General features: G+C 72.8%; 26 protein-coding genes. 12 read left to right on the forward strand and 14 right to left on the reverse strand.

The window, feature by feature from the left end; translation table 11 throughout:
- The first annotated feature begins 125 nt into the window (after window positions 1–125).
- Window positions 126–638 (forward strand): hemerythrin domain-containing protein, encoded by a 513-nt coding sequence (locus tag BJZ21_RS05915; protein ID WP_179662900.1) that lies wholly within the window; start codon window positions 126–128, stop codon window positions 636–638.
- Window positions 639–668: 30 nt separating this feature from the next.
- Here BJZ21_RS05915 and uvrA read toward each other — a convergent pair whose 3' ends face one another.
- Both uvrA and BJZ21_RS05925 read right to left on the reverse strand, forming a co-directional pair.
- Window positions 669–3,104: an excinuclease ABC subunit UvrA gene (gene uvrA / locus BJZ21_RS05920; protein ID WP_179662901.1), complete on the reverse strand. Its 2,436-nt coding sequence runs from the start codon at window positions 3,102–3,104 to the stop codon at window positions 669–671.
- A gap of 300 nt (window positions 3,105–3,404) precedes the next feature.
- Window positions 3,405–3,905, reverse strand: coding sequence for a hemerythrin domain-containing protein (locus BJZ21_RS05925; RefSeq protein ID WP_179662902.1), 501 nt, complete (start codon window positions 3,903–3,905; stop codon window positions 3,405–3,407).
- Between the two features lie 270 nt (window positions 3,906–4,175).
- On the opposite strand from BJZ21_RS05925, the gene BJZ21_RS05930 reads away from it, so the two are divergent.
- Entirely contained in the window at window positions 4,176–5,228 is a 1,053-nt protein-coding gene (locus BJZ21_RS05930) for an NAD(P)-dependent alcohol dehydrogenase (protein WP_281380829.1), read from the forward strand.
- Between the two features lie 71 nt (window positions 5,229–5,299).
- Here the strand turns inward: BJZ21_RS05930 and BJZ21_RS05935 are convergent, their stop codons facing one another.
- Window positions 5,300–5,977 carry a GntR family transcriptional regulator gene (locus BJZ21_RS05935; protein ID WP_179662903.1) on the reverse strand — a complete coding sequence of 226 codons (678 nt, stop codon included), beginning with the start codon at window positions 5,975–5,977 and terminating at the stop codon, window positions 5,300–5,302.
- A gap of 115 nt (window positions 5,978–6,092) precedes the next feature.
- On the opposite strand from BJZ21_RS05935, the gene BJZ21_RS05940 reads away from it, so the two are divergent.
- The 5 genes from BJZ21_RS05940 to BJZ21_RS05960 are packed head-to-tail and all read left to right on the forward strand — an operon-like array spanning window position 6,093 to window position 10,374.
- Window positions 6,093–7,367, forward strand: a complete 1,275-nt coding sequence (locus tag BJZ21_RS05940) for an NRAMP family divalent metal transporter (RefSeq protein WP_179662904.1) — start codon at window positions 6,093–6,095, stop codon at window positions 7,365–7,367.
- Window position 7,368: 1 nt separating this feature from the next.
- Window positions 7,369–8,136: a LamB/YcsF family protein gene (locus BJZ21_RS05945; protein WP_179662905.1), complete on the forward strand. Its 768-nt coding sequence runs from the start codon at window positions 7,369–7,371 to the stop codon at window positions 8,134–8,136.
- A complete protein-coding gene (locus BJZ21_RS05950) occupies window positions 8,133–8,741 on the forward strand; it encodes a 5-oxoprolinase subunit B family protein (RefSeq protein WP_179662906.1) in 609 nt (202 codons plus the stop codon). Before BJZ21_RS05945 ends, BJZ21_RS05950 begins: the two co-directional genes overlap by 4 nt.
- A complete protein-coding gene (locus BJZ21_RS05955; RefSeq protein ID WP_179662907.1) occupies window positions 8,738–9,598 on the forward strand; it encodes a 5-oxoprolinase subunit C family protein in 861 nt (286 codons plus the stop codon). Before BJZ21_RS05950 ends, BJZ21_RS05955 begins: the two co-directional genes overlap by 4 nt.
- A complete protein-coding gene (locus BJZ21_RS05960) occupies window positions 9,595–10,374 on the forward strand; it encodes a putative hydro-lyase (protein WP_179662908.1) in 780 nt (259 codons plus the stop codon). The genes BJZ21_RS05955 and BJZ21_RS05960 overlap by 4 nt, the downstream gene beginning before the upstream one ends.
- Window positions 10,375–10,380: 6 nt before the next feature.
- On the opposite strand, the gene BJZ21_RS05965 is transcribed toward BJZ21_RS05960, so the two are convergent.
- Together BJZ21_RS05965 and BJZ21_RS05970 are read right to left on the reverse strand one after the other, a co-directional pair.
- Window positions 10,381–10,938 (reverse strand): dihydrofolate reductase family protein, encoded by a 558-nt coding sequence (locus BJZ21_RS05965; protein ID WP_179662909.1) that lies wholly within the window; start codon window positions 10,936–10,938, stop codon window positions 10,381–10,383.
- A gap of 71 nt (window positions 10,939–11,009) precedes the next feature.
- Window positions 11,010–11,282, reverse strand: a complete 273-nt coding sequence (locus BJZ21_RS05970; protein WP_179662910.1) for a DUF7218 family protein — start codon at window positions 11,280–11,282, stop codon at window positions 11,010–11,012.
- A gap of 144 nt (window positions 11,283–11,426) precedes the next feature.
- On the opposite strand from BJZ21_RS05970, the gene BJZ21_RS05975 reads away from it, so the two are divergent.
- Window positions 11,427–12,461: an alpha/beta hydrolase gene (locus BJZ21_RS05975; RefSeq protein WP_343051979.1), complete on the forward strand. Its 1,035-nt coding sequence runs from the start codon at window positions 11,427–11,429 to the stop codon at window positions 12,459–12,461.
- Window positions 12,462–12,539: 78 nt separating this feature from the next.
- Here the strand turns inward: BJZ21_RS05975 and BJZ21_RS05980 are convergent, their stop codons facing one another.
- From BJZ21_RS05980 to BJZ21_RS06015, 8 genes are all read right to left on the reverse strand, one after another.
- A complete protein-coding gene (locus BJZ21_RS05980) occupies window positions 12,540–14,216 on the reverse strand; it encodes a phospholipase C (protein WP_179662912.1) in 1,677 nt (558 codons plus the stop codon).
- A 129-nt stretch (window positions 14,217–14,345) separates the two neighbouring features.
- Window positions 14,346–15,200, reverse strand: a complete 855-nt coding sequence (locus BJZ21_RS05985; protein ID WP_343051980.1) for a PaaX family transcriptional regulator — start codon at window positions 15,198–15,200, stop codon at window positions 14,346–14,348.
- Window positions 15,201–15,222: 22 nt separating this feature from the next.
- Entirely contained in the window at window positions 15,223–15,672 is a 450-nt protein-coding gene (locus BJZ21_RS05990; protein ID WP_179662914.1) for a hotdog domain-containing protein, read from the reverse strand.
- Complete coding sequence (locus tag BJZ21_RS05995; RefSeq protein WP_179662915.1) at window positions 15,669–18,044, reverse strand: bifunctional salicylyl-CoA 5-hydroxylase/oxidoreductase; 2,376 nt, start codon at window positions 18,042–18,044, stop codon at window positions 15,669–15,671. The genes BJZ21_RS05990 and BJZ21_RS05995 overlap by 4 nt, the downstream gene beginning before the upstream one ends.
- 26 nt (window positions 18,045–18,070) lie before the next feature.
- Window positions 18,071–19,723: an AMP-binding protein gene (locus BJZ21_RS06000; protein ID WP_179662916.1), complete on the reverse strand. Its 1,653-nt coding sequence runs from the start codon at window positions 19,721–19,723 to the stop codon at window positions 18,071–18,073.
- Window positions 19,720–20,646 (reverse strand): acyl-CoA thioesterase, encoded by a 927-nt coding sequence (locus tag BJZ21_RS06005; RefSeq protein WP_179662917.1) that lies wholly within the window; start codon window positions 20,644–20,646, stop codon window positions 19,720–19,722. Before BJZ21_RS06005 ends, BJZ21_RS06000 begins: the two co-directional genes overlap by 4 nt.
- Window positions 20,643–21,128 (reverse strand): cupin domain-containing protein, encoded by a 486-nt coding sequence (locus BJZ21_RS06010; RefSeq protein WP_179662918.1) that lies wholly within the window; start codon window positions 21,126–21,128, stop codon window positions 20,643–20,645. The genes BJZ21_RS06005 and BJZ21_RS06010 overlap by 4 nt, the downstream gene beginning before the upstream one ends.
- A gap of 81 nt (window positions 21,129–21,209) precedes the next feature.
- Entirely contained in the window at window positions 21,210–22,052 is an 843-nt protein-coding gene (locus BJZ21_RS06015) for a fumarylacetoacetate hydrolase family protein (protein ID WP_179662919.1), read from the reverse strand.
- Window positions 22,053–22,170: 118 nt separating this feature from the next.
- Here BJZ21_RS06015 and BJZ21_RS06020 point away from each other — a divergent pair, with 118 nt between their 5' ends.
- The 3 genes from BJZ21_RS06020 to BJZ21_RS06030 all read left to right on the forward strand — a co-directional run bounded on the left by BJZ21_RS06020 (window position 22,171) and on the right by BJZ21_RS06030 (window position 24,113).
- Complete coding sequence (locus BJZ21_RS06020) at window positions 22,171–22,602, forward strand: RidA family protein (protein WP_179662920.1); 432 nt, start codon at window positions 22,171–22,173, stop codon at window positions 22,600–22,602.
- 98 nt (window positions 22,603–22,700) lie between these two features.
- Window positions 22,701–23,531 carry a slipin family protein gene (locus BJZ21_RS06025; RefSeq protein WP_179662921.1) on the forward strand — a complete coding sequence of 277 codons (831 nt, stop codon included), beginning with the start codon at window positions 22,701–22,703 and terminating at the stop codon, window positions 23,529–23,531.
- A 48-nt stretch (window positions 23,532–23,579) separates the two neighbouring features.
- The gene (locus BJZ21_RS06030; RefSeq protein WP_179662922.1) at window positions 23,580–24,113 is read left to right on the forward strand and encodes an RNase H family protein; all 534 of its coding nucleotides are present in this window, start codon (window positions 23,580–23,582) and stop codon (window positions 24,111–24,113) included.
- On the opposite strand, the gene BJZ21_RS06035 is transcribed toward BJZ21_RS06030, so the two are convergent.
- Window positions 24,100–24,747 (reverse strand): dihydrofolate reductase family protein, encoded by a 648-nt coding sequence (locus BJZ21_RS06035; RefSeq protein WP_179662923.1) that lies wholly within the window; start codon window positions 24,745–24,747, stop codon window positions 24,100–24,102. The genes BJZ21_RS06030 and BJZ21_RS06035 overlap by 14 nt on opposite strands.
- A 140-nt stretch (window positions 24,748–24,887) precedes the next feature.
- On the opposite strand from BJZ21_RS06035, the gene BJZ21_RS06040 reads away from it, so the two are divergent.
- Window positions 24,888–25,925: an LLM class flavin-dependent oxidoreductase gene (locus tag BJZ21_RS06040; RefSeq protein WP_246298458.1), complete on the forward strand. Its 1,038-nt coding sequence runs from the start codon at window positions 24,888–24,890 to the stop codon at window positions 25,923–25,925.
- Window positions 25,926–25,953: the final 28 nt, after the last annotated feature.

Here is a 25,953-nt window from a genome sequence, read left to right on the forward strand (position 1 = left end):
TTCGACCCGTAGATCAGCGTGTCGGTCCGCTCACCTTGGGACCACCGGCCCTCCCCGGTGTGGCGGTCGTCGAACCGGGGAACCACTGGTGCTGGAGCGACTCACTCGAAGAGCAAGGGAGCGTCATGGACATCACCGAGCACATCTTGTCCCAGCACCATCAGCAGCGGCGCATGTTCGCGCTGCTCGACGAGATCGATCCCGGGGACTCGGATTCGCTCGGCGCCGTCTGGACCCAGCTGGCGAGGTTCCTGGAGGTGCATGCGGCGGCCGAGGAGGAGATCTTCTACCCGGAGGTCCTGCGGGTCGGCCGCGGCGCCGGCGGCGCGGAGAGCGCAGCGGAGGAGACCGAGGACGCCATCGGGGACCACAACGACATCCGCGACGCCGTGGCGCGGGCGAACGCCGAGCGGCCGGGCACGGATGCGTGGTGGAAGGCGGTGATCGACGCCCGCCTGGCCAACAGCGACCACATGGCGGAGGAGGAGCGGGAGGACCTGGCGGACTTCCGTCGTCACGCGGACCTGGGGATGCGGCACGAGCTCGCGGTGAAGTTCCTGGTCTTCGAGGCCAAGCACGCCGGCGGCATCGACTCCTCCGACAAGGATCCGGAGCGCTACGTGGCCCAGAACCAGTGACTGCGCCCCCGGCGGTGAGCGGGGTGTAGGTCAGCCCCGGTCGAGCCGCCGGGCGAGGTAGGGCGCGGTGGCGCTGTCCGCGGCCCGGGCGACCTCGGCCGGGGGACCGGCGGCGACCACGCGCCCGCCGGCGTCACCGCCGCCCGGGCCGAGGTCGACGACCCAGTCCGCGGAGGCGATCGTGTCGAGATCGTGCTCGACCAGGACGACCGTGTTGCCCGCGTCGACGAGTCGGTGCAGCTGGTGGAGCAGCAGCGCGGTGTCGGCCGGGTGCAACCCGGTGGTCGGCTCGTCGAGCAGGTAGAGCGCATGGCCACGTCGCGCGCGCTGCAGCTCGGTGGCGAGCTTGATGCGCTGGGCCTCGCCACCGCTGAGCTCGGTCGCGGGCTGGCCCAGGCGCAGGTACCCCAGCCCCACCTCGCGGAGCGTCTCGAGGCTCCGCACGGCGGCCGGCACGTCGAGGAGGAACTTCGCGGCCTCGTCGACCGACATCGCCAGCACCTCCGCGATGTCCTTGCCGCGGTAGGCCACCTCGAGCGTCTCGGCGTTGTAGCGAGAGCCGTGGCAGGTCGGGCACGTCGCGGAGGCGCCGGGGAGGAACAGCAGCTCGACCGCGACGAACCCCTCGCCCTGGCAGGTCTCGCACCTGCCCTCCGCGACGTTGAAGGAGAACCGGCCGGCGGTGTAGCCGCGCGCCCGGGCCTCCTCCGTCGCCGCGAACAGCTTGCGCACCGTGTCGAACATCCCGGTGTACGTCGCCAGGTTGGACCGTGGCGTGCGACCGATCGGCCGCTGGTCGACCCGGACGAGCCGGTCGAAGGCCTCGAGACCGGAGGCGTCCTGGACGTCGACCTCGAGCTGCGCCTCGTCCGGGTCGTCGCCGGTCTGCCCGAGGTGTCGGCCCACGACCTCGGCCAGCACCTGGGTGACCAGCGTCGACTTGCCGGAGCCGGAGACTCCCGTCACCGCGGTCATGACGCAGAGGGGCACGTCGACCGAGACCTCGCGCAGGTTGTGACGGGTGACGCCCCGCAGATGCAGCCAGCCCTGCGGGGTGCGGCCGCGGTGCTCGATCGGCTCGGCGCGGCCGGAGAGGTAGCGCCCGGTGGCCGACGCCTCGACCTCCGCGAGACCGGCGACCGGACCGCTGTAGAGCACCTGCCCGCCGCCCTCGCCCGCCCCCGGGCCGATGTCGACGACCCAGTCGGCGCGGCGTACGACGTCGAGGTCGTGCTCCACGACGAACAGCGAGTTGCCGGACGCCTTCAGGCGGTCCAGCACGTCGAGCAGCGGCTCCGCGTCGGCCGGGTGCAGGCCCGCGGAGGGCTCGTCCAGGACGTAGACGACGCCGAACAGCCCGGAGCGCAGCTGCGTGGCGATCCGCAGCCGCTGCGCCTCACCGGGGGACAGCGTGGTCGAGCTCCGCCCGAGGCTGAGGTAGCCCAGGCCCAGGTCGAGGAGCACCTCGATCCGGGCGGCCAGGTCGGCACAGATCCGCACCGCGACCTCGTTGGTCTCCTCGGGCAGGTCGGCGACCGGTCGCAGCAGCGCGACGACCTCGGCCAGCGGCAGGTCGTTGACCTCCGCGATCGAGCGACCGGCGAAGGTCACCGCGAGAGCCTCGGGTCGCAGCCCGCTGCCGTGGCACTGGGGGCAGGGCGCGTCCTCGACGAACCGCAGGGCCCGCTCGCGCATCCGCTCGCTCTTGGAGTCCGCGAGGACGTGCATGACGTGCTTGCGGGCGCTCCAGAACTTCCCGTAGTAGCCGTAGTCGATGCGATCACGCTCGGGCTTGATGAGGACCGACGGCTGCTCGTCGGTGAAGAGCAGCCAGTCGCGGTCCTTCTTCCTGAGCCCGCGCCAGGGCTTGTCGACGTCGATGCCGAGGCCCGCGACGATGCTGCGCAGGTTGACGCCCTGCCAGGCTCCCGGCCAGGCCGCGATCGCGCCCTCGCGGATGCTCAGCGACGGGTCCGGGACGAGCAGCTCCTCGGTGACGTCGTGCACGACGCCCAGGCCGTGGCAGCGCGGGCAGGCGCCGGCCACGGTGTTGGGTGAGAAGGCCTCGGCCGCGAGGTGGCCGGCCCCGGTGGGGTAGTCGCCCGCCCGCGAGTAGAGCATCCGCAGCAGGTTGGACAGCGTCGTGATGGTGCCGACCGAGGATCGGGACGTGGCCGCCCCGCGGCGCTGCTGCAGGGCGACCGCCGGCGGCAGCCCGGTGATCTCCTGCACGTGAGGTGCCCCGACCTGCTGCAGCAGCCGGCGGGCGTAGGGCGCGACCGACTCGAAGTAGCGTCGCTGCGCCTCGGCGTAGAGCGTCCCGAACGCGAGCGAGGACTTGCCGGACCCGGAGACGCCGGTGAAGGCGACCATCGCGTCGCGGGGGATGTCCACGTCGACGTTGCGCAGGTTGTGCTCGCTGGCGCCCCGGACGCGCACGAAGTGGTCGGTCGCATCGTCAGGCATTCCCGCTTTGTACCCGATCCGCCGTGGCTCGCACATTCACAGGAGACCGGAGTGGTGCGGACGGGGCTGGGCCGGGCCGGCCGGGGTGGGGGGCCGGGGCTCCAGTACGTTGCGGTCCTCGGGCAAGGCGCACTGCCTGCCCTCCCCGGAGGCGTCCACATGCATCACCTGCCCGGCGCTCACCCGCCCTTCGTCGCCAACCCGATCGCGCTCACGATCGTGGCCATCGCCGTGGTGGTCGCCTTCTGGCTCACCCACCGGCGGGGCGGGTAGCGGTCGACCACGCCGGCTCCCCGGTCGTCAGGAGATGACGGCGTCGATGGTCTTCTTCAGGGCGCTGGGCTGCGCAGGGGAGCGGGGCGCCTTCTTGCGGGCCTCCTCCATCTCCGCGCCGATCTCCTGCAGGGCCTTGCGGCCCAGACCGGAGCGCACCTTCGGGAACCACTCGTCCTCCTCCTCGTCGATGTGGTGGCGGACGTTCTCGATGAGCACGGTGGTCTTCGCGGTGAACCGTTCGGCGTCCGGCTTCATCGCCGCCAGCTCCATGACCAGCACGTCGGCGACGTGGTGCTCCTCGTAGGACTCCAGCACGTCGTCCTCGACCTCGGGGAGCAGCTCGCGCACGCGGGGGTACATCACCTCGTTCTCGATGTAGGTGTGCACCGTGAGCAGCTCGATCATCTTGTTCACGAGCCGGCCCTTCTCGGCGTGGGCGTTCTCGCCGGCCTTCTCGAAGGCGGTGAAGACCTTCTTGATCTCCTGGTGGTCCTGCTTCAGCAGCACGATCGCGTCGGTGGACATGGCGGTTCCTCTGCACTCGGGGGTGGCTGGCAGGTACCCGCTCGACCGCCACCGGAAACCGTGCCCGGCCGCCGCCGACCGTGGGAATCGTTGCCGGGCTCGCGGTGTTGTCCGACCGGATGGGTACGCGCCGGTCCGCCGGCCCCGCGCCCGGCCCGAAGGGCCACCCGGGCCCCCGCCAACGGCCCCCGGCCACGTGGGCGGCCCGCGCAGGGTGCGCGGCGCGTACGCCTGACCTGACACGGATCCCCAAACGCAAGGAGCACCTCCATGCCCGTCCCCATGCCCGTCCATGCCTACGCCGCCCCCGCCGCCGGCGAGCCCCTCGTCCCCACCGTCATCGAGCGCCGCGAGGTCGGTGCCAACGACGTGCTGATCGAGGTCAAGTACGCCGGGATCTGCCACTCCGACATCCACACCGTGCGCGGCGACTGGGGACCGCAGTCCTACCCGCTGGTCCCCGGCCACGAGATCGTCGGCCTGGTCGCCGAGGTCGGGTCCGGCGTGACCGGCCACCAGGTCGGCGACCGGGTCGGCGTCGGCTGCATGGTCAACTCGTGCGGGCAGTGCACCAACTGCCGCAACGGCGACCAGCAGTACTGCGCGGAGGGGATGGTCGGCACCTACGGCGCCGTCGACCGCGACGGCACCATCACCCAGGGCGGCTACTCCACCCACGTCGTGGTCGACGCCGACTACGTCCTCTCGGTCCCCGAGGGCGTCGACCTGGCGGCCGCCGCGCCGCTGCTGTGCGCCGGCATCACCACCTACTCGCCGCTGCGCCGCTGGGGCGCGGGCCCGGGCAAGAGGGTCGCGATCGTCGGCCTCGGCGGGCTCGGCCACATGGCGGTCAAGATCGCGCACGCGCTGGGCGCCGAGGTCACGGTGCTCTCGCAGTCGCTGAAGAAGCAGGAGGACGGGCTGCGGCTGGGCGCCGACCACTACTTCGCGACCAGCGACCCGGCCACCTTCGAGCAGCTCGCCGGCAGCTTCGACCTGGTGCTGAACACCGTCAGCGCCAGCATCGACGTCGACGCCTACCTCGGCCTGCTCGCCGTGGACGGCACGATGGTCAACGTCGGCGCCCCGGGGGAGCCGCTGAGCCTGAACGTGTTCTCGCTCATCGGGGCCCGGCGCTCGTACGCCGGGTCGATGATCGGCGGCATCCCGGAGACCCAGGAGATGCTCGACTTCTGCGCCGAGCACCACCTCGGCGCCGAGATCGAGCTGATCGGCGCCGACAAGATCAACGACGCCTACGAGCGGGTGCTGGCCTCCGACGTCCGCTACCGGTTCGTGATCGACACCGCCACGCTGGGCTGACCGGCCCCGCCCAGCCCCGGAGGTCCTCGCAGCCCGGCTGCGGGGGCCTCCGCGGCGTTTCCGGGCCCGGTTCAGCCCATGGCGTCGAGCAGCTGCTTCTCGGCGACGTCGAAGTAGTGGGCGAGCGCCCGCTCCGCGGCGGCGGTGTCGCCCTCCTCCAGCAGCCGGAGGATCTCGCGGTTCCCCTGCAGGTAGGGCTCGTGGAAGGCCCGGGGGTCGGCCATGACGTGGAAGACCAGGCGCAGCTCGGCGAGCAGCTGGCGCATGGTCTCGTCGAGGCGAGGGCTGTCGAGCAGGCCGGCCAGCGCCTGGTGGAAGTGCATGTTGGCGGACCCCACGAGGGTCCAGTCGCCGGCGACCGCCGCCCGCTCGCCGTCCTCCACGGCCCGGCGTACCGCCTCGAGCCGTTCCGGCGGCGCGCCCGGGGCGGCACGCAACGCGGCCGCCTCCAACGCCCGGCGCACCCGGTAGAGGTCGCGCACGTCCTCGGTGGTCAGCCGGCGCACGAACACCCCGCGGTTGAACTCGTGGACCAGCAGTCGCTCGTGGGTGAGCAGCCGGAACGCCTCGCGCAGGGTGTTGCGAGAGATGCCGAGCGCGGCGCCGATGTCCTCCTCCGACAACCGGACCCCGGGCAGCAGCCGGCCCTCGATGACGTCCTCGCGGAGCGCGTCCGCGACCCGGCCGGCGGTGCTCGACCGGCCCATGTCCGCCCGCCGGGCGGCGAGCCCCTCCAGCCACTGCGTCATCACGCGGCCCCCGTCCTCCCAGGTCTGCCCCCATCCTAGGGGAACAGGGTATTGCGGGATTGTTGAACAATCCCTAGGGTGCTGTGAGCGGGGCCACATCCAGGAGGAGCAGGAAATGAGCGAATCGGCCGCACCACAGGTCGCCGACGGGGTCGCCCCCGACGGGGGTGAGGACCCGGCCGGGTCACGGTCGGACCGGGGCAGGAGCCACCGCCGCGGCGCGCTGCTGGGCGCGATGTTCCTCATGGCGACCAGCGCCATCGGGCCCGGCTTCATCACCCAGACCACCGTGTTCACCGCCAAGCTCGGGGCGGCCTTCGCCTTCGCGATCCTGATCTCGGTGCTCGTGGACGTCGCCGTCCAGCTCAACGTCTGGCGGGTGATCGGCGTGTCCGGCCTGCGCGCCCAGGACCTGGCGAACCGGGTGGTGCCCGGCGGTGGCTACGTGCTGGCCGCGCTGGTCGTCTTCGGCGGGCTCGTCTTCAACGTCGGGAACATCGGCGGCACCGCGCTGGGGGCCCAGGCGATGATGGGCGCCGACGTCAAGATCGGCGGCGCGGTCTCCGCGCTGATCGCGATCGGGATCTTCCTCAGCAAGCGCGCCGGCGTCGCGGTGGACCGGATCGTGGTGGTCCTGGGCCTGCTGATGATCGTGATGGTCACGTTCGTCGCGTTCAAGTCCCAGCCCCCGGTGGGCGAGGCGTTGCGCCAGACGGTGCTGCCCGACCACGCCGACTTCCTGATCATCACGACCCTGATCGGCGGCACGGTCGGTGGCTACATCACCTACGCGGGTGCCCACCGGCTGGTCGACTCCGGCATCTCCGGACGCGAACACGTCCGCGAGATCACCCGCACCTCGACCACCGGGGTCGTGGTCACCGGGGTGATGCGCGCGCTGCTCTTCCTCGCCGTCCTCGGTGTCGTCGCCGGCGGCGTCACGCTCGCCCAGAGCAACCCGCCCGCCTCGGCCTTCCAGCACGCCCTCGGCCAGGCCGGCCTGCACCTGTTCGGCGTGATCCTCTGGGCGGCCAGCATCACCTCGGTGATCGGCGCCTCCTACACCTCGGTGTCGTTCCTGACCACCTTCTCCGAGGGCCTCGCGCGCCGGCGCAACCTGGTCGTGGTCGGCTTCATCATCTTCTCGCTCGCGGTCTTCCTCATCGTCGGCCAGACTCCGGTGACCCTGCTGGTGCTCGCCGGCGCGCTGAACGGGCTGATCCTCCCGGTCGGCCTCGGCGTGCTGATGTGGGTGGCGGCGCGCCGCCCCGACCTGCTCGGGGGCTACCGTTACCCCCGCTGGCTGCTCGTGCTGGGTGTCGCGGCCTGGGTTCTGACCGTCTACCTGGGCTGGAGGTCGCTCGGCGGCATCGCGGCCCTCTGGAGCTGAGATGCGCATCGACCTGAACGCCGACCTGGGCGAGGGCCTCGGACAGTGGAGCCTCGGCGACGACGAGGCGCTGCTGGAGGTGGTCACCAGCGCGAACGTCGCCTGCGGCTTCCACGCCGGTGACCCCACGGTGCTGCGCCGTGTCTGCGAGATGGCCGCCGAGCGCGGCGTCGCGATCGGCGCCCAGGTCGGCTACCGCGACCTGCACGGCTTCGGTCGCCGGTTCATCGACATGCCGGCCGAGGACCTGACCAACGACGTGCTCTACCAGATCGGCGCGCTGGAGGCGTTCGCGCGGGTCGCCGGCACCTCGGTGGCCTACGTCAAGCCCCACGGCGCGCTCTACAACGCGATCGTCCACCACGAGGAGCAGGCGGCCGCGGTGGTCGAGGCGGTGGTCCGCTACGACCCCGCGCTGCCGGTGCTGGGGCTGCCCGGCTCGAGGTGGCTGGCGCTCGCCGGCGAGGCCGGGCTCGCGGCCGTGGCCGAGGCGTTCGCCGACCGGGCCTACACCCCGGAGGGGACGCTGGTCTCCCGGCGGGAGAAGGGCGCGGTGCTCCACGACGCGGAGGAGATCGCGGCCCGGTGCGTGCGGATGGCCACCACCGGGGACGTAGTGGCGGTCGACGGCAGCGTCGTGGCGGCGCGGGCGGGCTCGCTGTGCGTGCACGGCGACACCCCCGGCGCGGTCGAGGTCGCGCGGGCGGTCCGGTCGGCGCTGGAGTCCGCGGGCGTGGCCGTGTCACCCTTCACCGGCGGCGCCGGATGAGGGTGCTGCCCTGCGGGGACGCCGGGCTCCTCGTCGAGGTGGCCAGCCTCGAGGAGGTGCTCGCGGCGTACGCCGCGTTCGTCGAGCGGCCGCCCGCCGGCGTGACCGAGATCGTGCCCGCGGCCCGCACCGTGCTGCTGCGCGTCGACCCCGGGACCGACCTCGCGCCGGTCGCGGCGGCCGTCCGCGCGACCACCCCCCGGCCCGGTGCGCGGCCGGACGCCGGCCACGTCGAGGTCGCGGTGCGCTACGACGGCGCCGACCTCGCCGAGGTCGGGGAGCTGACCGGCCTGGGGGAGCGCGGCGTGGTGGAGGCGCACACGAGCCAGGAGTGGACGGTCGCCTTCTGCGGGTTCGCGCCGGGGTTCGGCTACCTGGTCGGCGAGGACGACCGGCTGCACGTGCCGCGGCGGGAGGACCCGCGCACCCGGGTCCCCGCGGGCGCCCTCGGCCTCGCCGGGGAGTTCACCGGGGTCTACCCCCGGGAGTCGCCCGGCGGCTGGCAGCTCATCGGCCACGCGCTGGACCCGGTCTGGGACCTGCGGCGCACGCCGCCGGCGGTGCTCACCGCAGGCGTCCGGGTCCGGTTCCGGGAGGCGCGATGAAGAGCCTCGAGGTGCTGGAGACCGGCCCACTGGCCACCGTGCAGGACCTGGGCCGGCCGGGACAGGCCGCGCTCGGGGTCGGGCGCTCGGGCGCCGCGGACGCCGCGTCGCTCCGGCTCGGCAACCGGCTGCTCCGCAACGACGACGACAGCGCCGGCATCGAGGTGACCTACGGCGGGCTCGCGGTGCGAGCGCACGGCGACCTGCTGGTGGCACTCACCGGCGCCCGCTGTCCGGCCACCGTCGCCGGCCGGTGCGTGGGCAGCAACAGCCCCGTGCTGCTGCCCGACGGGGCCGAGCTGCGCCTCGGCGCGCCGGCGACCGGGCTGCGCACCTACCTGACCGTCCGCGGCGGCGTCGACGTCGCCCCGGTGCTGGGGTCACGGTCCACCGACGTGCTCGCCGGCCTGGGCCCGGAGGTGCTGGCGCCGGGCAGCGAGCTGCCGGTGGGGCCGTGTCCACGCCGCCAGCCCACCGTGGACCTCGCGCCCGTCCCCGACCCGCCCTCGGGCGAGGTGCAGCTGCGGGTCGTCCGCGGTCCGCGTGCGGACTGGTTCACCGACGAGGCGTTCGACCGGCTCACGGCCGCGCCGTACGAGGTGACCAACGAGAGCGACCGGGTCGGGATGCGGCTGCGCGGCGCGGCGCTCGAGCGGGTCCGCTCCGAGGAGCTGCCCAGCGAGGGCATGGTCCCGGGCGCGCTGCAGGTGCCGCCGACCGGTCAACCCACCCTGTTTCTCGTCGACCACCCCGTGACCGGGGGCTACCCGGTCCTCGGCGTGGTCGTGACCACCGACCTCGGGCGGGCCGCACAGGTCCGACCCGGCCAGACGATCCACTTCAAGGAGATGAGATGAACCCTTCCGAGCTCCTCCCGTCCGAGGCGCGGGAACGCTTCCGGGCCGGCCTGAACGTCCCGACGGCCGGCTGGTCGGCCGGCTGGGCGCAGGCGAACCTGATCGCGGTGCCGCGTGAGCAGGCCTACGACGTGCTGCTGTTCGCCCAGCGCAACCCCAAGCCGTGCCCGGTGCTGGACGTGACCGAGCCCGGCGAGTTCGCCTCCAGCATCTTCGGTGGTGACCTGCGCACCGACCTGCCCGCCTACCGGGTCTTCGAGCACGGCGAGCTCGTCGAGGAGACCACCGACGTGACCGGCTGGTGGCGCGACGACCTCGTGGCGTTCCTGATCGGCTGCAGCTTCTCCTTCGAGGCCGCGCTGCTGGAGGCCGAGGTGCCGGTGCGCCACGTGGAGGCCGGCTGCAACGTGCCGATGTACCGCACGTCGGTGCCCTGTCGTGACGCCGGCGCGCTCGGCGGTCCGCTGGTCGTGTCGATGCGGCCGGTGCCCGCGGAGCAGGTGGCGACGGCCGTCCGGGTGTCCTCGCGCTACCCCGCCGTGCACGGTGCGCCCGTGCACGTGGGGAACCCGGCCGCGCTGGGCATCACCGACCTCGGGGCGCCGGACTTCGGCGACCCGGTCGAGGTCCGGGACGGCGAGGTCCCGGTGTTCTGGGCCTGTGGGGTCACCCCGCAGGCCGCGGTGATGGCCTCCCGGCCGCCGTTCGCGATCAGCCATGCCCCCGGATCGATGGCGATCACCGACCTGCGCGACAGCACCCTGCTGGTGCCCTGAGCCCCGTCAGGGCACCAGGGCGTAGTGGAGGTGGACGACACCGCTGTCGAAGCGGTGTTCGTCCACCAGCTCGAGGCGGGCACGCACGCCGTCCGGGAGGGCCCGCTCGCCGCCGCCGACCAGCACCGGGTTCAGGAAGAGGTGGCACTCGTCGACCAGGCCCGCGGCGATCGCCTGGCCGGCGAGCCGGGCGCCGCCGATCGAGAGGTCGTGGGACGCGGCCTCCTTGAGCCGTCGCACCACGGCCGGGTCGAAGTCCCGCTCGAGCCGGGTCCGCGGAGTCGACGGAGCCGAGAGGCTCCGGGAGTACACGACCTTGTCCGCAGCTCGCCAGATCTCGGCGAAGTCCCGGACCGGGGCGGACCGGTCGGGGGTCCCGAGGTCCTGCCAGACCCGCATCACGTCGTACATCCGGCGCCCGTAGAGATAGGTCCCGACCCCGCGCTCGAGGTCGTTCACGAACGTGTGCACCTCCTCGTCCGGGGCCGCCCAGTCGAAGCCCCCGTCCGCGTCCTCGACGTAGCCGTCGAGCGAGGTGAGCGCGGAGTAGATCAGCCGGGCCATGTCGATGCCTCCTCCGGCGGGCCGCGCCCGATGGACCCCGATGGACTCAGGGCGGGTGCCTCCCGCCCCGGTCAATGATCGCGCAGTGCCTCGATGAGCTCGTCCTTGTTCATCGAGGAGCGGCCCTCGATGTCCAGCTCGGCGGCCCGTTCGTGGAGCTCCTCGACGGTCCACTTCTCGTAGGACCGCGACTCGCCACCCTCCCGGCCGACCTGGGTGCGAGAGCGGTTGGCGGCCGAGTTGGCGATGCGCGCCGCCTTCTCCTTGCTCTCGCCCTCGTCGCGGAGCTTCTCGTAGAGCTCGTCGTCCTTCACCGAGGGACCGGGCTTCTTCTCGCCGGGCATGATGGCTCCTTCCGGTTGGCTTCCGGTCGTGCTCCGGCGTGGCCGGGGAGCGGCCTGGCCGGGGCAGGTCCGGTACCCGACCGGCGAGGGGGCATGCCCGGGCGAGGCCGGGCGCCGCTGGCCCTCGGTGCGATAGTGGCCGCTGTGACGACCTCCACCTCCACCTCCACCGCCGGCTCCGGTTCCGGCTCGCGCCCCGCGGCCGCCTGGGAGCCCGACCGGCTCGGCGACGGCTACGAGCAGCTCACCTTCGACCTGGGCCCGGACCCGGACGGCGAGGGCGACGCCCGTGCCGTGCTCGTCCGGCGCACGGTGCGCGAGGGCGAGCAGGTCACCGGCGCGGTGCTCTACGTGCACGGCTTCTCCGACTACTTCTTCCAGACCGATCTCGCCGACTTCTTCGCCGAGCGCGGGCTCGCGTTCTACGCCCTGGACCTGCGCAAGTGCGGCCGCGCGCGGCAGCCCGGCCAGACCGCGCACTACGTCTCCGACCTCGGCCTGTACGACGAGGAGCTGGAGCTCGCGCTGGGCGCGCTCGCGGCCGACCACCCGGACACGCCGGTGGTCGTGGCGGCCCACTCGACCGGCGGGCTGGTCACCCCGCTGTGGCTGGACCGGCGGCGCCGCGGCGGCCGGGTCGGGCCGGTGGCCGGACTGGTGCTCAACAGCCCGTGGTTCGACCTGCAGGGCAAGCCGATGATGCGCGGCCCCGGCACCTGGGCGGTGCGCGGCCTCTCCCGGGTCCGGCCGCTGCGGCCGCTCGACCTGCCCGAGTCCACCGTCTACGGCGACTCGCTCCATGTCAGCGCGAAGGGCGAGTGGGACTACGACCTCGACCTCAAGCCGTTGACCGGCTTCCCGGTCACGATCGGCTGGCTGGCCGCCGTACGCCGTGGCCACGCCCGGCTGCACCGCGGGCTCGACGTCGGCGTGCCCTCGCTGGTGCTGCGCTCGGACAAGACGCACTACTCGCGGACCCACAGTCCGGCCAGCGACCGCGCCGACACCGTCCTCGACGTGCGCCAGATCGCGCGTTGGTCCGGCTGCCTGGGCGACCGCACCAGCGTGGTGCCGATCGCCGACGCGCGCCACGACGTCTTCCTGTCGCTGTCCGAGCCGCGGCGGCAGGCCTACCGGGTGCTCGACGCCTGGCTGCGCGAGCACCCCGACCTGTTGTGACCGGCGGCCCCGGCCCGCGAACGGCGACGGGCGCCACCCCCGAGTGGGTGGCGCCCGTCGGTCTGTCCGGCGCGGCGGTCAGTGGCGATGCCGGTGGCCGTGGTGGCCCTGGTTCCGCGGGGCGCCGGTGCGCGGGTCCAGCAGCAGTGGCTTGACCACCGGGTGCCGGTAGTCGAACATCCCGTCCAGCGAGCCGGCGAGCCGGTCGTAGGACCCGTCGATGCGCATGCCGCCGAGCCAGTTGTCCTCGACGAAGCGCAGGATCGAGGACTGGTCGGTCACCTGGTGGTCGACGGCGTTGCGGCGGGCGTACGGCGAGAGCACCAGCAGCGGCAGGCGCGGGCCGTAGCCGCAGCGGTCCTGGAAGCCGTCGAGCATCGCGTCGGTGCTGCCGGCCGGGGTACCGGTGCACGCCGAGGGGCCGTTGAGCGCGTCGTCGGCGTAGGAGGACATGTTCACGATCGGCGAGGGCTGGTGGTCGTACCAGCCGTCGCTGTCGTCGTAGGCCAGCACGACCGCGGTGGAGCGCCACTGCGGCGAGTGCTGGAGTCGGTTCATCACGTGGACGACGTAGCGCTGCTCGTCCAGCGGGTCGGAGTACGCCGCGTGCCCGTCCTGGTAGCCGGGGGCCTTCAGGAAGCTCACCGCCGGCAGCCGGTGGTCGTCCAGCGCGGTGTAGAAGTCCGACATGTCGTACTGGTGGTTGGCCTGGCCGTCGTGGCCGATCTCCGCGGCCGACGCCGGCGGCAGGTGCTCGGGGTTGGCCGTGCTCGCGTAGTACTGGAACGGCTCGTGGTGGGGGATGTAGTCGGTGCTGGTCACGCCCGCCACGTTGGCGTGCTGGGCGGTGCAGTCACGGAAGCCGCCCTCGAACCAGCCCCAGCTCACGCCCTTGTCGTTGAGCAGGTCGCCGACGTTGCGGCCCTTCATCTCGACGGTGTCGTACTTGGCGTTCGAGCACTTGTCGAAGTACGGGTCGGGGTCGTTGACGACGGTGCCGGTCCCGGTGGCGTCGGGGTTGCGCACGCCGTACGTCTCGGAGGTGGTGACCGGTCCCTCGGGCACGGTGCCGGCCGGACGGCCCGCGGTCGCGTGGTTGACCGCGTCGCCGGTCTGGCCGGAGACCAGGTTCAGGGCGCCGGGCGTGGAGGGCCCGAAGGTCGTGTTGTAGGAGTTGTCGCTCATCGCGAACCGCTGGGCGTAGTTCCACAGGCCGGTGACGGTGTTGCCGTCGTAGTAGTCCATGACCAGGCCGGGCTCGGTGTACATCGAGGAGTCGCAGGTCTCCTTGTCGGTGTGCTGGACGAAGAGGTCCATCGCACCGCCGTCGTAGGCCTTCTGCTCGTCGGAGTAGCCGTGGTCCTGGTCGCAGGTGACCGCCTGGGCCGGGCCGAGCCGGTCGGGGTTGGCGGTGCTGCCGTCGTCGAAGTGGTTCGGGTTGTGGGTCAGCAGCCCGTGCTGCCGCAGGCCGTTGACCTGCGGGGTGCCGCGGCGGGCGTGGAACGGCGTGCCGTCGGTGTTGGCGGCCTGCGGGTAGGTGCCGAAGTAGTGGTCGAAGGAGACGTTCTCCCCGAAGATCACCACGAGGTGCTTGATCGGCGTGGTGGTCGCCCCGTGGGCCGACCGGCCGCCCCCGTGGCGCTGGTCGGCGTGGGCGTCGGCGGGGGCCGTCGTGACCCCCGCCAGTGCGGCCACGGTGCCGGTGGCCGCGAGCACGGCGGTCGTCCACCGGGCCCTGCGCGAGATGGTGCGCATCTGGTTCCTCTCTCCGAGTTGTCGGTGCTGCATGCGCACCGTGCTGGAGCCAGGAGGCCGAGGAGTGTGGGATCGGTGAACGGCGCACGAACGCTGGCGATCGTGATCTGCTGCGCCTGTCCGGGCAGGTCAGGGGGTCCAGCAGCTCGCGGCGTGCGCCAGGGCGGGGCCCTCGAGCCGCGCCACCAGCCGCTCGAACAGCGCGCCGGCCTCCGGGGCGCTCCAGTCCTCGGCCAGCAGCTCGCGCGGCAGGCCGGGGTCCCGGAACGGCAGCTTGCGCCAGTGGTCGACCGCCTCGAGGTAGGTGACGAAGGCCCGCTCGGGATCGACGCGTACGCCGCCCTCCCACCGGTCCGCCTCGGGACCGAACCGGGTCAGGAAGTCCCGGTAGCGTCCGTCGATCGCGGCCAGGTCCCAGCTGCCGTAGAGCAGCGTGCTGAGGTCCTGCCCCCCGACGTAGTCGCCGACGAAGATCGCGGCGTACTTGTCGAGGCCGAGCTCCGCGACGGCCTGCTCGGCCGCGGCCCGCATGCGAACCGGCGCGATCCACATCGCGGTGCCGATGTTGCCGAAGCCCAGCGAGGCGAGGTGCGAGCGCAGCTGGTAGCGCTTGGCGCGGTCGGACTCGGGGACCGAGAAGTTCACCACGCACCAGCCGTCGGCGAGGTCGGCGGGCTGGCGGGCGTGCCAGATGATCTCGTCGCCGGCCGCCAGCGCCCGGAGTGCGACCGGGGTCAGCGCGTAGCCGCGCAGGCCGCCACGCGCCTCGGACGCCAGCCACCCGCGCTGCTTGAGGCGGAAGACCGCGGTCCGCACGCTCGGGGCGTCGAGCCCGGCCTGCGACATCAGCTCCACGGTGCCGGCGATCGGCATCCAGTCGCCCATCCGGCGTACGACCGCGCCGAGGAAGGTGACCAGCGCCGTCCGCGTGCGCTGCGAGCGCTGCGAGCTCTGGGGGCTCCGCTCCTCCGGGGGCTTGGTCACCCCGCCCATTGTGCCGGAGTCCCTAGCGACCGCTGGCCGGCGAACCCGCCGCGGACAGGGCCTGCCGCCACGCCTGCGGCCAGGGCCGGCTGCGGGTGTCCCCGCCCGCGTGGGCGCCCTCGACGTGCACGGTGACATAGCGTCCCGCCGCCGCACGCACCCGCGGCCGGCCCCCGAACTCCTCGCCCCAGACCTCGAAGTCGAAGGTCATCGAGGAGCCGCCCAGTCGGCTCAGCTCGACCGTCGCGGTGACCTGCTGGCCGAAGAACAGCGGCGCCCGGTAGTCCACCTCATAGCGCACCCGCGGCGCCCCGGGGAAGTAGTCGTCGAGGCCGCGCTCGCGCATCAGCGTCGCCTCGGCCGCCTCCACGAAGCGCAGCACCGCGCTGTTGTGGTAGATCCCGGCGGCGTCGGTGTCGACCCACTCGACCCGGGTGCGGAAGACGCCGACCGGGCCGCCGGCCTCGCTCACGCCGTCACCGCGGCCCGGCCCGGCGACCAGCGCAGGTGCACCTCGTCGGTGGTGCCCTCCCGCAGCAGCGAGAGCCGCGGCGGGACCTTGTCGGTGCGCGAGCTCGGGGGCTTGCGTCGTCCGGCGGCCCACTGGTCCGGCCACGGCGCGCCGGGGCCGCGGTAGTCCTGCTCGGCCGCCGCCTGCAGGGTCCACTGGGGGTTGTAGAGGTGGGTCCGGCCGAGCGCGCACAGGTCGGCCCGGCCGGCGAGCAGGATCGAGTTCACGTCGTCGTACGACGAGATCGCGCCGACCGCGATCACCTTCACCCCGGCGGGCTGCGCCACCAGGTGCCGGATCTTGTCCGCGAACGGGGTCTGGTAGGAGCGGCCGAACGCGGGCTTCTCGTCCTTGGTCACCTGTCCCGAGGAGACGTCGATCGCCGCGGCGCCGTGCTCGACGAACGCGCGCGCGATCTCGACCGCGTCGTCCTCGGTGTTGCCGTCGGGCACCCAGTCGGTCGCCGAGATGCGGACCGTCACCGGGATCGACGCCGGCACCGCGGCCCGGACCGCGTCGAAGACCTCCAGCGGGAAGCGCAGCCGGTGCTCCAGCGGGCCGCCGTACTCGTCGGTGCGCCGGTTGGAGACCGGGGAGAGGAACGAGGACAGCAGGTAGCCGTGGGCCGCGTGCACCTCGATCAGGTCGAAGCCGGCCTCGACGCCGCGCCGGGCCGCGGCCACGAACTCCGCGACGACCCGGTCCAGGTCGGCACGGGTCGCCTCCCGCGGCACGTGGCAGCCCTCGCCGTAGGGGATCGCCGAGGGCCCGATCACCTCCCAGTTGCCCTCGGGCAGCGGCTGGTCCATCCCCTCCCACATCAACCGGGTCGAGCCCTTGCGCCCGGAGTGGCCGAGCTGGAGCCCGATCCGCGCGTCGCTGCGGTGGTGCACGAAGTCGGTGATCGACCGGTAGGCGTCGCGCTGCTCGTCGTTCCACAGGCCGGTGCAGCCGGGCGTGATCCGGCCCTCGGGGGAGACGCAGACCATCTCGGTCATCACCAGCCCGGCCCCGCCGAGCGCCTTGGAGCCGAGGTGGACCAGGTGGAAATCGTCGGGCACCCCGTCCTCGGCGCTGTACATGTCCATCGGGGAGACGATGATCCGGTTCCGCAGCGCCAGCTCGCCGATCGAGACCGGCTGGAACATCGCCGGCGCGACCTCGGCCGCGCCCTGGTGGCGGGCGAACTCCGCCTCCATCAGCGCTGCGAAGCCGGGGTCGCGCTCGCTGAGGTTCGCCGAGGTGATCCGGCGGGAGCGGGTGAGCAGGTTGAAGACGAACTGGGCCGGGTCCTGCTCGGCGTACATGCCGATGTTCTCGAACCACTCCAGCGACGCCTGGGCGGCCCGCTGCGTCGACTCGACCACCGGCCGGCGCTCGGCCTCGTAGGCGTCCAGCGCGGCCTCGACGGTCGGCTGCTCGTGCAGGCAGGCCGCGAGCGCCAGGGCGTCCTCCATGGCCAGCTTGGTGCCGGAGCCGATCGAGAAGTGGGCGGTGTGCGCGGCGTCGCCGAGCAGCACCAGGTTGCGGTGGTGCCAGCGCTGGTTGCGGACGGTGCTGAAGCTGAGCCACTTGGAGTTGTTGGTGAGGATCTGGTGTCCCCGCAGCTCGGCGGCGAAGATCTCCTGGACCCGCTCCACGGCGTACTGGTCGGAGACGCCCGGCGGGAACACCTCGTCCTCGGTGCGGTCCAGGCCGGCGCGACGCCACACGTCCTCGTGCATCTCGACGATGAAGGTCGAGCCGGAGTCGGAGTAGGGGTAGCCGTGGATCTGCATGGTGCCCCACTGCGTCTGCTTGACGAAGAACTGGAACGCCTCGAAGACCAGGTCGGTGCCGAACCAGATGTACTTGTTGCGGCGCCGGTCCAGCGACGGCCCGAACGCCTCGGCGTAGCGCGACCGGATCGTCGAGTTCAGGCCGTCGGCGGCGACCACCAGGTCGTAGGCCGCCTGCAGGTGCTCGGGGTCGGGGGCCTCGGTGCGGTAGTGCACCGTGACGCCCAGGTCGGCGGCCCGCCGCTGCAGGATGCGCAGCAGCTCCTTGCGGCTCATCGCGGCGAAGCCCTGGCCGCCGATGGTGAACGGCTGGCCGTTGAACTCCACGTCGATGTCGGTCCAGCGGGCGAAGCCGGCCTCCATCTGCCGGTGGACGATCTGGTCGGCGTTCTCGATGCCACCGAGGGTCTCGTCGGAGAACACCACCCCGAAGCCGAAGGTGTCGTCGGGGGCGTTGCGCTCCCACACGGTGACCTCGTGGCTCGGGTCGAGCCCCTTCATCAGGGCGGCGAGGTAGAGCCCACCGGGCCCGCCGCCGGCGATCGCGATCCTCATCGGACGTCCTCTTCTCTCGGGTTCTCTCAGGCGCCGGCGGCGCGGGCGGACTCGCCCTCGACCTGCTTGCGGAGCTGGAAGTGCTGCAGCTTGCCGCTGGAGTTGCGCGGCAGCGCGTCGACGAAGCGCACGTCGCGCGGGTACTTGTAGGGGGCCAGCGTGCGCTTGACGAAGTCCTGGATCTCCTTGGCCTTGGTCTGGTCGCCGGTCACCCCGTCGCGCAGCACCACGAACGCGCACACGATCGATCCGCGCTCCGGGTGCGGCTCGCCGACGACGGCCGACTCCACCACGTCGGGGTGCTCGTCGATCGCGGCCTCGACCTCCGGGCCGCCGATGTTGTAGCCGGAGGAGACGATCATGTTGTCGGTGCGCGCGGCGTAGTAGAAGTAGCCGTCCTCGTCGCGGGTGAAGGTGTCTCCGGTGACGTTCCAGCCGTTCACGACGTAGCTGCGCTGGCGTTCGTCGTCGAGGTAGCGGCAGCCGACGGGCCCGATCACCGCGAGCCGGCCCTCCGCGCCGGGCGGGAGCTCCTCCCCGTCGGGGTCGAGGATCGTGGCCCGGTAGCCGGGCACCGGCCGGCCCGTGGCGCCCGGCCGGATGTCGTCCCCGGCGGCGGAGATGTAGATGTGCAGCACCTCGGTGCCGCCGATGCCGTCGATGACCCGCAGGCCGATCTCGTCGCGCAACCGGGTCCAGGTCTGCCGAGGGATGTGCTCGCCGGCGCTGACCGCGGCCCGCAGGCCCGCGAGCTGGTGCGTCTTGCCGCCGGCGATGACCTGCTTGTACGCCGTGGGCGCGGTCGCCAGCACCGTCACGCCGGAGGCGGCGACGACGTCGGCCATCTGCGCCGGCGTCGCCGCCTCGGTCAGCAGCGCGCACGCCCCGGCCCGCAACGGGAACACGACGAGCATCCCGAGGCCGAAGGTGAAGGCGAACGGCGCCGTGCACGCGACGAGGTCGTCCGGCTCGAGGCGCAGCACGTGCTTGCCGAAGGTGTTGTCGATGGACAGGACGTCGCGGTGGAAGTGGGTCGTGATCTTGGGGATCCCGGTGCTCCCCGAGGTCGGGCAGAACAGGGCGACGTCGTCGGCGGCGGTCTCCACGTTGGTGAACTCGCCGGACTTGGCGGCCGCGCGCACGACCAGGTCGGCCTCGCCGCCGCCGCCGAAGCAGACGATCTCCAGCCCCGGGGCGACCGTGGTGCGCAGCGCCTCGACGTCGGCGGCGCACCGATGGTCGACAAGCGCGAACCTCGGGGCGGTCTTCGCCACGATCGGGCCGAGCTCCCGGGCCCGCAGCGCGGCGAACGTGGTGGCCGCGATGCCGCCCGCCTTGAGCACGCCGAGCCAGGCGGCCACGGTCCACGGGTTGTTGGGGGAGCGCAGCAGGACCCGGTTGCCCGGGACCAGGCCGAGGTCCTCGACCAGCACCTGCGCGACCTGGTTGGCGCGCCGCCGCAGCTCGCCGTAGGTCCACACCTCGCCGTCCGGCGTGCGCAGCGCCGGCCGGTCGGCGCCGAAGGTCGCGACCGGCACGTCGATGAGCTCGGTGGCGGCGTTGAGCCGGTCGGGGTACTGCAGGTCCGGGGTGGTGAACTCCAGCACCGGCCACTGGTCGGCCGGGGGCAGGTTGTCGCGGGCGAAGGTGTCGGCGTAGCCGGTGGGGGAGAGGTTCATCGTCGTCCCCCGGCTCCGTCGGTGTGGCGGACCAGGCCCTCCTGGACCACCGTGGCCAGGTGGGTGTGGTCGGGGGTGAAGAAGTGGCCGAGGCCGGTGCCGCGACCGTCGGCGGCGGCGACCGCCTCCTGGAGGTAGAGCAGCCAGCCGTCGAGTGCGCCCGGCGCCGGGGTGCGGTGGAACCACATGGCGTGGTCCAGGCTGGCGGTCATCAGGCCCTCCGCGGCCCACGGCAGGCCGAGGGTGCGCAGCACCGGCTCGAGGATCGTGTAGTCGCAGACGTAGGCGAGCGCGGCGAGGTCGCGCTGGGCGTCGGTGAGCCCGTCCACCGGCCGCAGCGCGTCGAACGGGCGCACCCACAGGGCCTGGTGGGGCACCGCCCCGCCCTCGACCTCGAGGTAGACCGGTCCGGGCACGTGCCGCATGTCGAAGCTGCGCCCGTGCGACCAGTAGGCCTTCGACTGCTCGGTCATCGTCCCGCCGGTGCGGTCCGCGAGGTAGGACTCCGCGCTCGGCAGCTCGTCGGGGCCGGGCAGGTCCCGGGGCGGCCCCGGGGCGAAGCTGCCCCCGGCCTCGCCGGCGGCGAAGCTCGCCAGGCAGACGTAGACGGTCTTGCCGTTCTGGTAGCCCCGCACCTGGCGCGTGCTGTAGCCCCGGCCGTCGCGCAGCAGCTCGACCTCGTAGCGGACCTCGGCGCCGATGTCGGCGGGCCGCATGAAGTAGGAGTGCATCGAGTGCAGGTGCTTGCCGTCGGTCACCGAGCGCATCGCCGCGGCGGCCGCCTGGGCGACCAGGTCCCCGCCGTACGCCTTCGGCCACGGGCACGGCTGCGTGACCGCGGTGAAGGCGAGGTCGTGGTGCTCGGCGTCGACCGGCTTGAGCGTGACCGCGTCGGTGAAGACGCTGCTGGTCGCGGCGCTCATGCGCGGCCGAGCCAGTCGGGCAGCACCGTGTCGTCGACCTGCGGGAGGTTGACCACGATGTTCTCCGGGGTGCGGGCCGTCATCCAGGTGAGCGGCCGGTTGCGGTCGAGGTTGCACTCGACGTGGGGCATGAACGGCGGGACGAAGACCCAGTCGCCCTCCTCCATGTCGAGGTAGTCCTCGAACCTCTCACCGAAGTAGATGCGGGCCCGTCCGGAGAGCACATAGCCGCCGGTCTCGGCCTCGCCGTGGTGGTGGGGGACCGAGCGGTAGCCGGCCTCGTTGCTGACCTTGCCGAACCAGAGCCTGGTCGCGGGCGTGTGCTGCACGCTCACGCCGGAGATGCGCGTCGCGCCCCCGGACTGCCCGGTCGTGTCCGGCTCGTGCCCGCCGCGGGTGACGACCGGGACCACCAGGCCGCTGCCGGTGGCGTACATCGAGTTGTCGCCCTCGAGGGCGTACTTGCTGAGGTCGGGCTCCATGGTCACTCCTCCGGACGGGGTCCGTGGCTCGGTGCTGGCTCGGTGCTGGCTCGGTGCTGGCTCGGGGCAGGTCGGTGCTGCTCAGGGGTGGACAGGGGTGTGTCGCGCGGGCGCGAGACGGACGGTGTTGCGCAGGACCCCGATGCCGGGGATCTCGGTCTCGACGACGTCGCCGTCCTCGAGGAAGCGCTGGGGGTCGCGGGCGATGCCCACGCCACCGGGGGTCCCGGTCAGCACGAGGTCGCCGGGCCGGAGCGTGGTGAACGTGGAGATGTAGGCCAGCAGGTCGGCCGCGTCGAAGACCAGGGTCTTCGTGCTGGCGCGCTGGACCTCCTCGCCGTTGACGCGGCAGATGACCTCGACCCCGGCGAAGGGGTCCAGCTCGTCGGGCGTGACGACGACCGGCCCGACCGGCGTGGAGCGGTCCCAGGCCTTGCCCTGGAACCAGGCGATCGTGCGGTACTGCCAGTCACGCACGGAGATGTCGTTGGCGACCGAGTAGCCGGCGATCGCCGCCAGGGCGGCGTCGCGGTCGGCCTCGCGCAGGGTCGCCCCCACGACCACGGCGAGCTCGACCTCCCAGTCGACCTGCAGCCCCTCACGCAGCTCGAGGTCGTCGGCCGGGCCGACCAAGGTGTCGGCGTACTTGGGGAACAGCGTGGGGTGGCGGGGGAGCTCCCGGCCGGTCTCCGCGATGTGGTCGGCGTAGTTGAGCCCGCAGCAGATGACCTTGCCGGGAGCGGGGAGCGGCAGCGTCGGCTCGGCGCCCGCGAGCACCTCGCCGGCGAGACCGGCCGCGTCGCGCAGGGCGGTGGTGGCCAGCAGCGCCGAGAGGTCCGGGGCGGGGAGCGCCCGCCAGTCCGAGCCGTCCAGGACGGCTGCGGACCGGCCGCCGCCCTCGGTCGTCACGGTCGCGAACTGCATCGCACTCTCCTCGGGGCCGACGTTGGATATTGCATAACTTTCACGTTCGTGCGGGATATGTCAATAGATGTTACGTTGAGCCGGACCCCGCAGCCCGTCCCCGAGGAGTCCGTTTCCCATGGCCGTCGACACCGCCCCGATCCCCGTCAACCCGCCCTCGCTCCCGGCCCCGAGCGGGTACTCCCACGGCACCCTGAGCGGCAACACGCTCTTCCTCGGCGGCCAGACCGCGCTGGATGCGGACATGCGGATCGTGGCGGGCGGCATCGTCGAGCAGTTCCGGCAGGCGTTCGGCAACGTGCTGACGACGCTCGCCGAGGTCGGCGGCGTCCCGGAGGACCTGGTCAGCCTCACGATCTACCTGACCGACATCCCCGACTACCAGGCGCACGGCCGGGAGATCGGTGCCGTCTGGCGCGAGCTGGCCGGTCCGGTCTACCCGGCGATGGCCGGCATCGGGACGACCGCGCTGTGGCAGCCCGAGGCGATGATCGAGATCCTCGGCGTCGCGGTCGTCCCCGACGAGCGCCTGGTCGTGCCGGGCCGCTGAGCGTCCCGGCCGCCGCTCGGTCCGCGGCCGGCCGCACCGGCCGCTGGCGGGGCGTACGCTCGATGTCGTCGGGGGCTCCTTCCTCGCCGGAGGTCGTCATGGGCGTCCTGCTCGTCGTGCTGCTGGTCCTGGTCGCGCTCGTCGTCGCGGGCGCGGCGTCGAGCTTCCGGGTGGTCAAGCAGGTCGAGCGCGGGGTCGTGTTCCGGCTGGGCCGCGCCCAGCAGCAGGTGAGGCGGCCGGGTCCCACGCTGCTGGTGCCGTTCGCGGACCGGATGCGGCGGGTCAACATGCAGGTCGTGACCATGCCGGTCCCCGCCCAGGACGGCATCACCTGCGACAACGTGACGGTCCGGGTCGACGCGGTCGTCTACTTCAGAGTGACCGACCCGGTCCGCGCGGTCGTCGAGGTGCAGGACTACCAGTACGCGATCTCCCAGGTGGCCCAGACCTCGCTCCGCTCCATCATCGGCAAGAGCCAGCTCGACGACCTGTTGTCCAACCGGGAGCGCCTCAACCAGGGCCTCGAGGTGATGCTCGACAGCCCCGCCGCGCCCTGGGGGATCGAGATCGACCGGGTCGAGATCAAGGACGTGGCGCTGCCCGAGTCGATGAAGCGGTCGATGTCGCGCCAGGCCGAGGCGGAGCGGGAGCGCCGGTCCCGGGTGATCACCGCCGACGGCGAGTTCCAGGCGTCGAAGAAGCTGTCGGAGGCGGCGGCGGCGATGACCGCCACCCCGGGCGCCCTGCAGCTGCGCCTGATGCAGACGATGGTCGAGGTCGCGGCCGAGCGGAACTCGACGCTGGTGCTGCCGTTCCCGGTCGAGCTGCTGCGTTACTTCGAGGCGGCGGCGCACGCCGCCGACCCGGCCGTGCCCCGGGCCGGCATCCCGGACCCGGCGCCCGACCCCGGACCCCTGCCGCCGGCCTGAGGCTCGCCGAGGAGCGACCCGGGTGGGCGGGATGGAAGGATGCGGTGCGTGACGATCATCGCGGCGGCGGACGGTTCAGCGCTCGGCAACCCGGGGCCCGCAGGGTGGGCGTGGTTCGTCGACGACGGCTGCTGGGCGAGCGGTGGCTGGGCGCACGGCACGAACAACAAGGCCGAGCTGACCGCCCTCCTCGACCTGCTGCAGCAGACCGCCCACCTCGCCGAGGACCTCCTCGTCTACTGCGACAGCACCTATGTCATCAACTCGGTCACCAAGTGGATGGCCGGGTGGAAGCGCCGCGGGTGGCGCAAGGGCGACGGCCAGCCGGTGCTCAACGTGGAGATCATGCAGGCGCTGGACGCGGCGATGACCGGTCGCCGCGTCGAGCTGAAGTGGGTGAAGGGACACTCCGGGCACCCGCTGAACGAGGCGGCCGACCGCCTGGCCAATGCCGCCGCCGCGTCCTGGAAGCAGCGCATCACCCCCGACGCCGGGCCGGGCTTCGCGGGCGCTGTGACGAGCCATCCCGAGGAGCGGTCCGTCCCGGTGTGGGAGGACCTGGACCTCTTCAGCGGTCAGTGACCGGGCCGGCGCGACGGACGCGGTAGCGCACGTGCGTGGCCCAGCGGGAGTGCTCGGCCTCGAGGGGTTCGAGCGCGACGTCGGCGGGGCCGTCGAAGATCCGTTCCCCGGAGCCGAGCAGCACCGGGGCGATGTCGAGGGTGAGCTCGTCGAGCTCGCCGCTCGCCAGCCCCTGCCGGACGGCCGAGGCCCCGCCGGCGATGTCGACGTCGCCGCCGCCCGCCTCCCGGGCCAGCGCCAGCGCCGCGGCGAACCCGTCGGTGACGAAGTGGAACGTCGTGCCGCCCGCCATCTGGATCGGCTCGTGTGCGTGGTGGGTCAGCACGAACACCGGGGCGTGGTACGGCGGCTCCTCGCCCCACCAGCCGCGCCAGTCACCGCCGTGCTCGCGGGCCCAGGAGGTCCACGGCCCGCGCACCGGACCGAACATGTTGCGGCCCATGACGTAGGCGCCGCGCGGCCGCAACAGGCGTGCCGTCCACCGCGCGTCGACCTCGTGGCCGGGCAGGTCGGCGTCGAAGTGCCACTGGTGCAGCAACATCCCGCCACGACCGAGCGGGTCGTCCCGGCTCTGGTCGGGGCCGGCGACGAAGCCGTCGAGGGAGATCGAGACATGCGCGGTCGTGAGGCTCATGTCGCTTCGACCCGGTTGGCGCCCCGAACTCATCGCACCGCCGCACAACTCTCGACAGGTGGGGACACCGGTGGGGCCCGGCCGTGCTGGCGCCGGCGTCCGTGGGCCGCGTGAGCGGCCCTCGGGAAGGATCGGGCGGCATGATTGTTGGAGAAGGCATGAAGAAGATCGGGTTCCTCTCGTTCGGCCATTGGTCGCCGTCGCCGCACTCGCAGACGCGTTCGGCGTCCGATGCGCTGCTGCAGTCGATCGACCTCGCCGTCGCCGCCGAGGAGATCGGCGTCGACGGGGCGTACTTCCGGGTGCACCATTTCGCGCGCCAGCTCGCCTCGCCGTTCCCGCTCCTGGCCGCGGTCGGTGCGCGCACCAGCCGGATCGAGATCGGGACCGGCGTCATCGACATGCGCTACGAGAACCCGCTCTACATGACCGAGGACGCCGGGTCCGCGGACCTGATCGCCGGCGGCCGGCTCCAGCTCGGCATCAGCCGCGGGTCACCGGAACAGGTGGTCGACGGCTTCCGCCACTTCGGCTACGTGCCGGCCGAGGGCTCCGACCACGCCGCCCTGGCCCGCGACCACGCGGCGCTGTTCCTGCGGCTGCTCGAGGGGGAGGGGTTCGCCGAGCCCAACCCACGCCCGATGTTCCCCAACCCGCCGGGGCTGCTGCGGCTGGAGCCGCACTCACCCGGGCTGCGTGAGCGGATCTGGTGGGGAGCGGGCACCCGGGCGACCGCCGAGTGGACCGCGCAGCAGGGCATGAACCTGATGAGCTCCACGCTGCTCACCGAGGACACGGGCGTGCCGTTCCACCAGCTGCAGGCCGAGCAGATCCAGCGGTTCCGGGACGCGTGGAAGGAGGCCGGTCACGCCCGCGAGCCGCGGGTCTCGGTCAGCCGCAGCATCTTCCCGATCCTCAGCGACGCCGACCGCGCCTACTTCGGGCACGACACCCACAGCCAGGACCAGGTCGGCCGGCTCGAGGGCGGCCTCGCCCGCTTCGGCAAGTCCTACGCCGGGGAGCCCGACCGGCTGGTCGCGGAGCTGGCCGAGGACGAGGCCGTGGCCGCGGCCGACACCCTGCTCCTGACGATCCCGAACCAGCTCGGGGTCGACTACAACGTCCACGTCCTCGACAGCGTGCTGCGCCACCTCGCCCCGGAGCTCGGCTGGCGCTGATCACCCGGCCGGGCCGCGTCAGGGCCGG

The sequence above is a fragment of the Nocardioides panaciterrulae genome, from assembly GCF_013409645.1.
GTDB classification, from domain to species: Bacteria; Actinomycetota; Actinomycetes; order Propionibacteriales; family Nocardioidaceae; genus Nocardioides; species Nocardioides panaciterrulae.

Coding starts and splice junctions, on each gene's coding strand:
- BJZ21_RS05915 (WP_179662900.1), top strand. CDS start 126: ATGGACATCACCGAGCACATCTTGTCCCAGCACCATCAGCAGCGGCGC.
- uvrA (WP_179662901.1), bottom strand. CDS start 3,104: ATGCCTGACGATGCGACCGACCACTTCGTGCGCGTCCGGGGCGCCAGC.
- BJZ21_RS05925 (WP_179662902.1), bottom strand. CDS start 3,905: ATGTCCACCGACGCGATCGTGCTGCTGAAGCAGGACCACCAGGAGATC.
- BJZ21_RS05930 (WP_281380829.1), top strand. CDS start 4,176: ATGCCCGTCCCCATGCCCGTCCATGCCTACGCCGCCCCCGCCGCCGGC.
- BJZ21_RS05935 (WP_179662903.1), bottom strand. CDS start 5,977: ATGACGCAGTGGCTGGAGGGGCTCGCCGCCCGGCGGGCGGACATGGGC.
- BJZ21_RS05940 (WP_179662904.1), top strand. CDS start 6,093: ATGAGCGAATCGGCCGCACCACAGGTCGCCGACGGGGTCGCCCCCGAC.
- BJZ21_RS05945 (WP_179662905.1), top strand. CDS start 7,369: ATGCGCATCGACCTGAACGCCGACCTGGGCGAGGGCCTCGGACAGTGG.
- BJZ21_RS05950 (WP_179662906.1), top strand. CDS start 8,133: ATGAGGGTGCTGCCCTGCGGGGACGCCGGGCTCCTCGTCGAGGTGGCC.
- BJZ21_RS05955 (WP_179662907.1), top strand. CDS start 8,738: ATGAAGAGCCTCGAGGTGCTGGAGACCGGCCCACTGGCCACCGTGCAG.
- BJZ21_RS05960 (WP_179662908.1), top strand. CDS start 9,595: ATGAACCCTTCCGAGCTCCTCCCGTCCGAGGCGCGGGAACGCTTCCGG.
- BJZ21_RS05965 (WP_179662909.1), bottom strand. CDS start 10,938: ATGGCCCGGCTGATCTACTCCGCGCTCACCTCGCTCGACGGCTACGTC.
- BJZ21_RS05970 (WP_179662910.1), bottom strand. CDS start 11,282: ATGCCCGGCGAGAAGAAGCCCGGTCCCTCGGTGAAGGACGACGAGCTC.
- BJZ21_RS05980 (WP_179662912.1), bottom strand. CDS start 14,216: ATGCGCACCATCTCGCGCAGGGCCCGGTGGACGACCGCCGTGCTCGCG.
- BJZ21_RS05995 (WP_179662915.1), bottom strand. CDS start 18,044: ATGAGGATCGCGATCGCCGGCGGCGGGCCCGGTGGGCTCTACCTCGCC.
- BJZ21_RS06000 (WP_179662916.1), bottom strand. CDS start 19,723: ATGAACCTCTCCCCCACCGGCTACGCCGACACCTTCGCCCGCGACAAC.
- BJZ21_RS06005 (WP_179662917.1), bottom strand. CDS start 20,646: ATGAGCGCCGCGACCAGCAGCGTCTTCACCGACGCGGTCACGCTCAAG.
- BJZ21_RS06010 (WP_179662918.1), bottom strand. CDS start 21,128: ATGGAGCCCGACCTCAGCAAGTACGCCCTCGAGGGCGACAACTCGATG.
- BJZ21_RS06015 (WP_179662919.1), bottom strand. CDS start 22,052: ATGCAGTTCGCGACCGTGACGACCGAGGGCGGCGGCCGGTCCGCAGCC.
- BJZ21_RS06020 (WP_179662920.1), top strand. CDS start 22,171: ATGGCCGTCGACACCGCCCCGATCCCCGTCAACCCGCCCTCGCTCCCG.
- BJZ21_RS06025 (WP_179662921.1), top strand. CDS start 22,701: ATGGGCGTCCTGCTCGTCGTGCTGCTGGTCCTGGTCGCGCTCGTCGTC.
- BJZ21_RS06035 (WP_179662923.1), bottom strand. CDS start 24,747: ATGAGCCTCACGACCGCGCATGTCTCGATCTCCCTCGACGGCTTCGTC.
- BJZ21_RS06040 (WP_246298458.1), top strand. CDS start 24,888: ATGATTGTTGGAGAAGGCATGAAGAAGATCGGGTTCCTCTCGTTCGGC.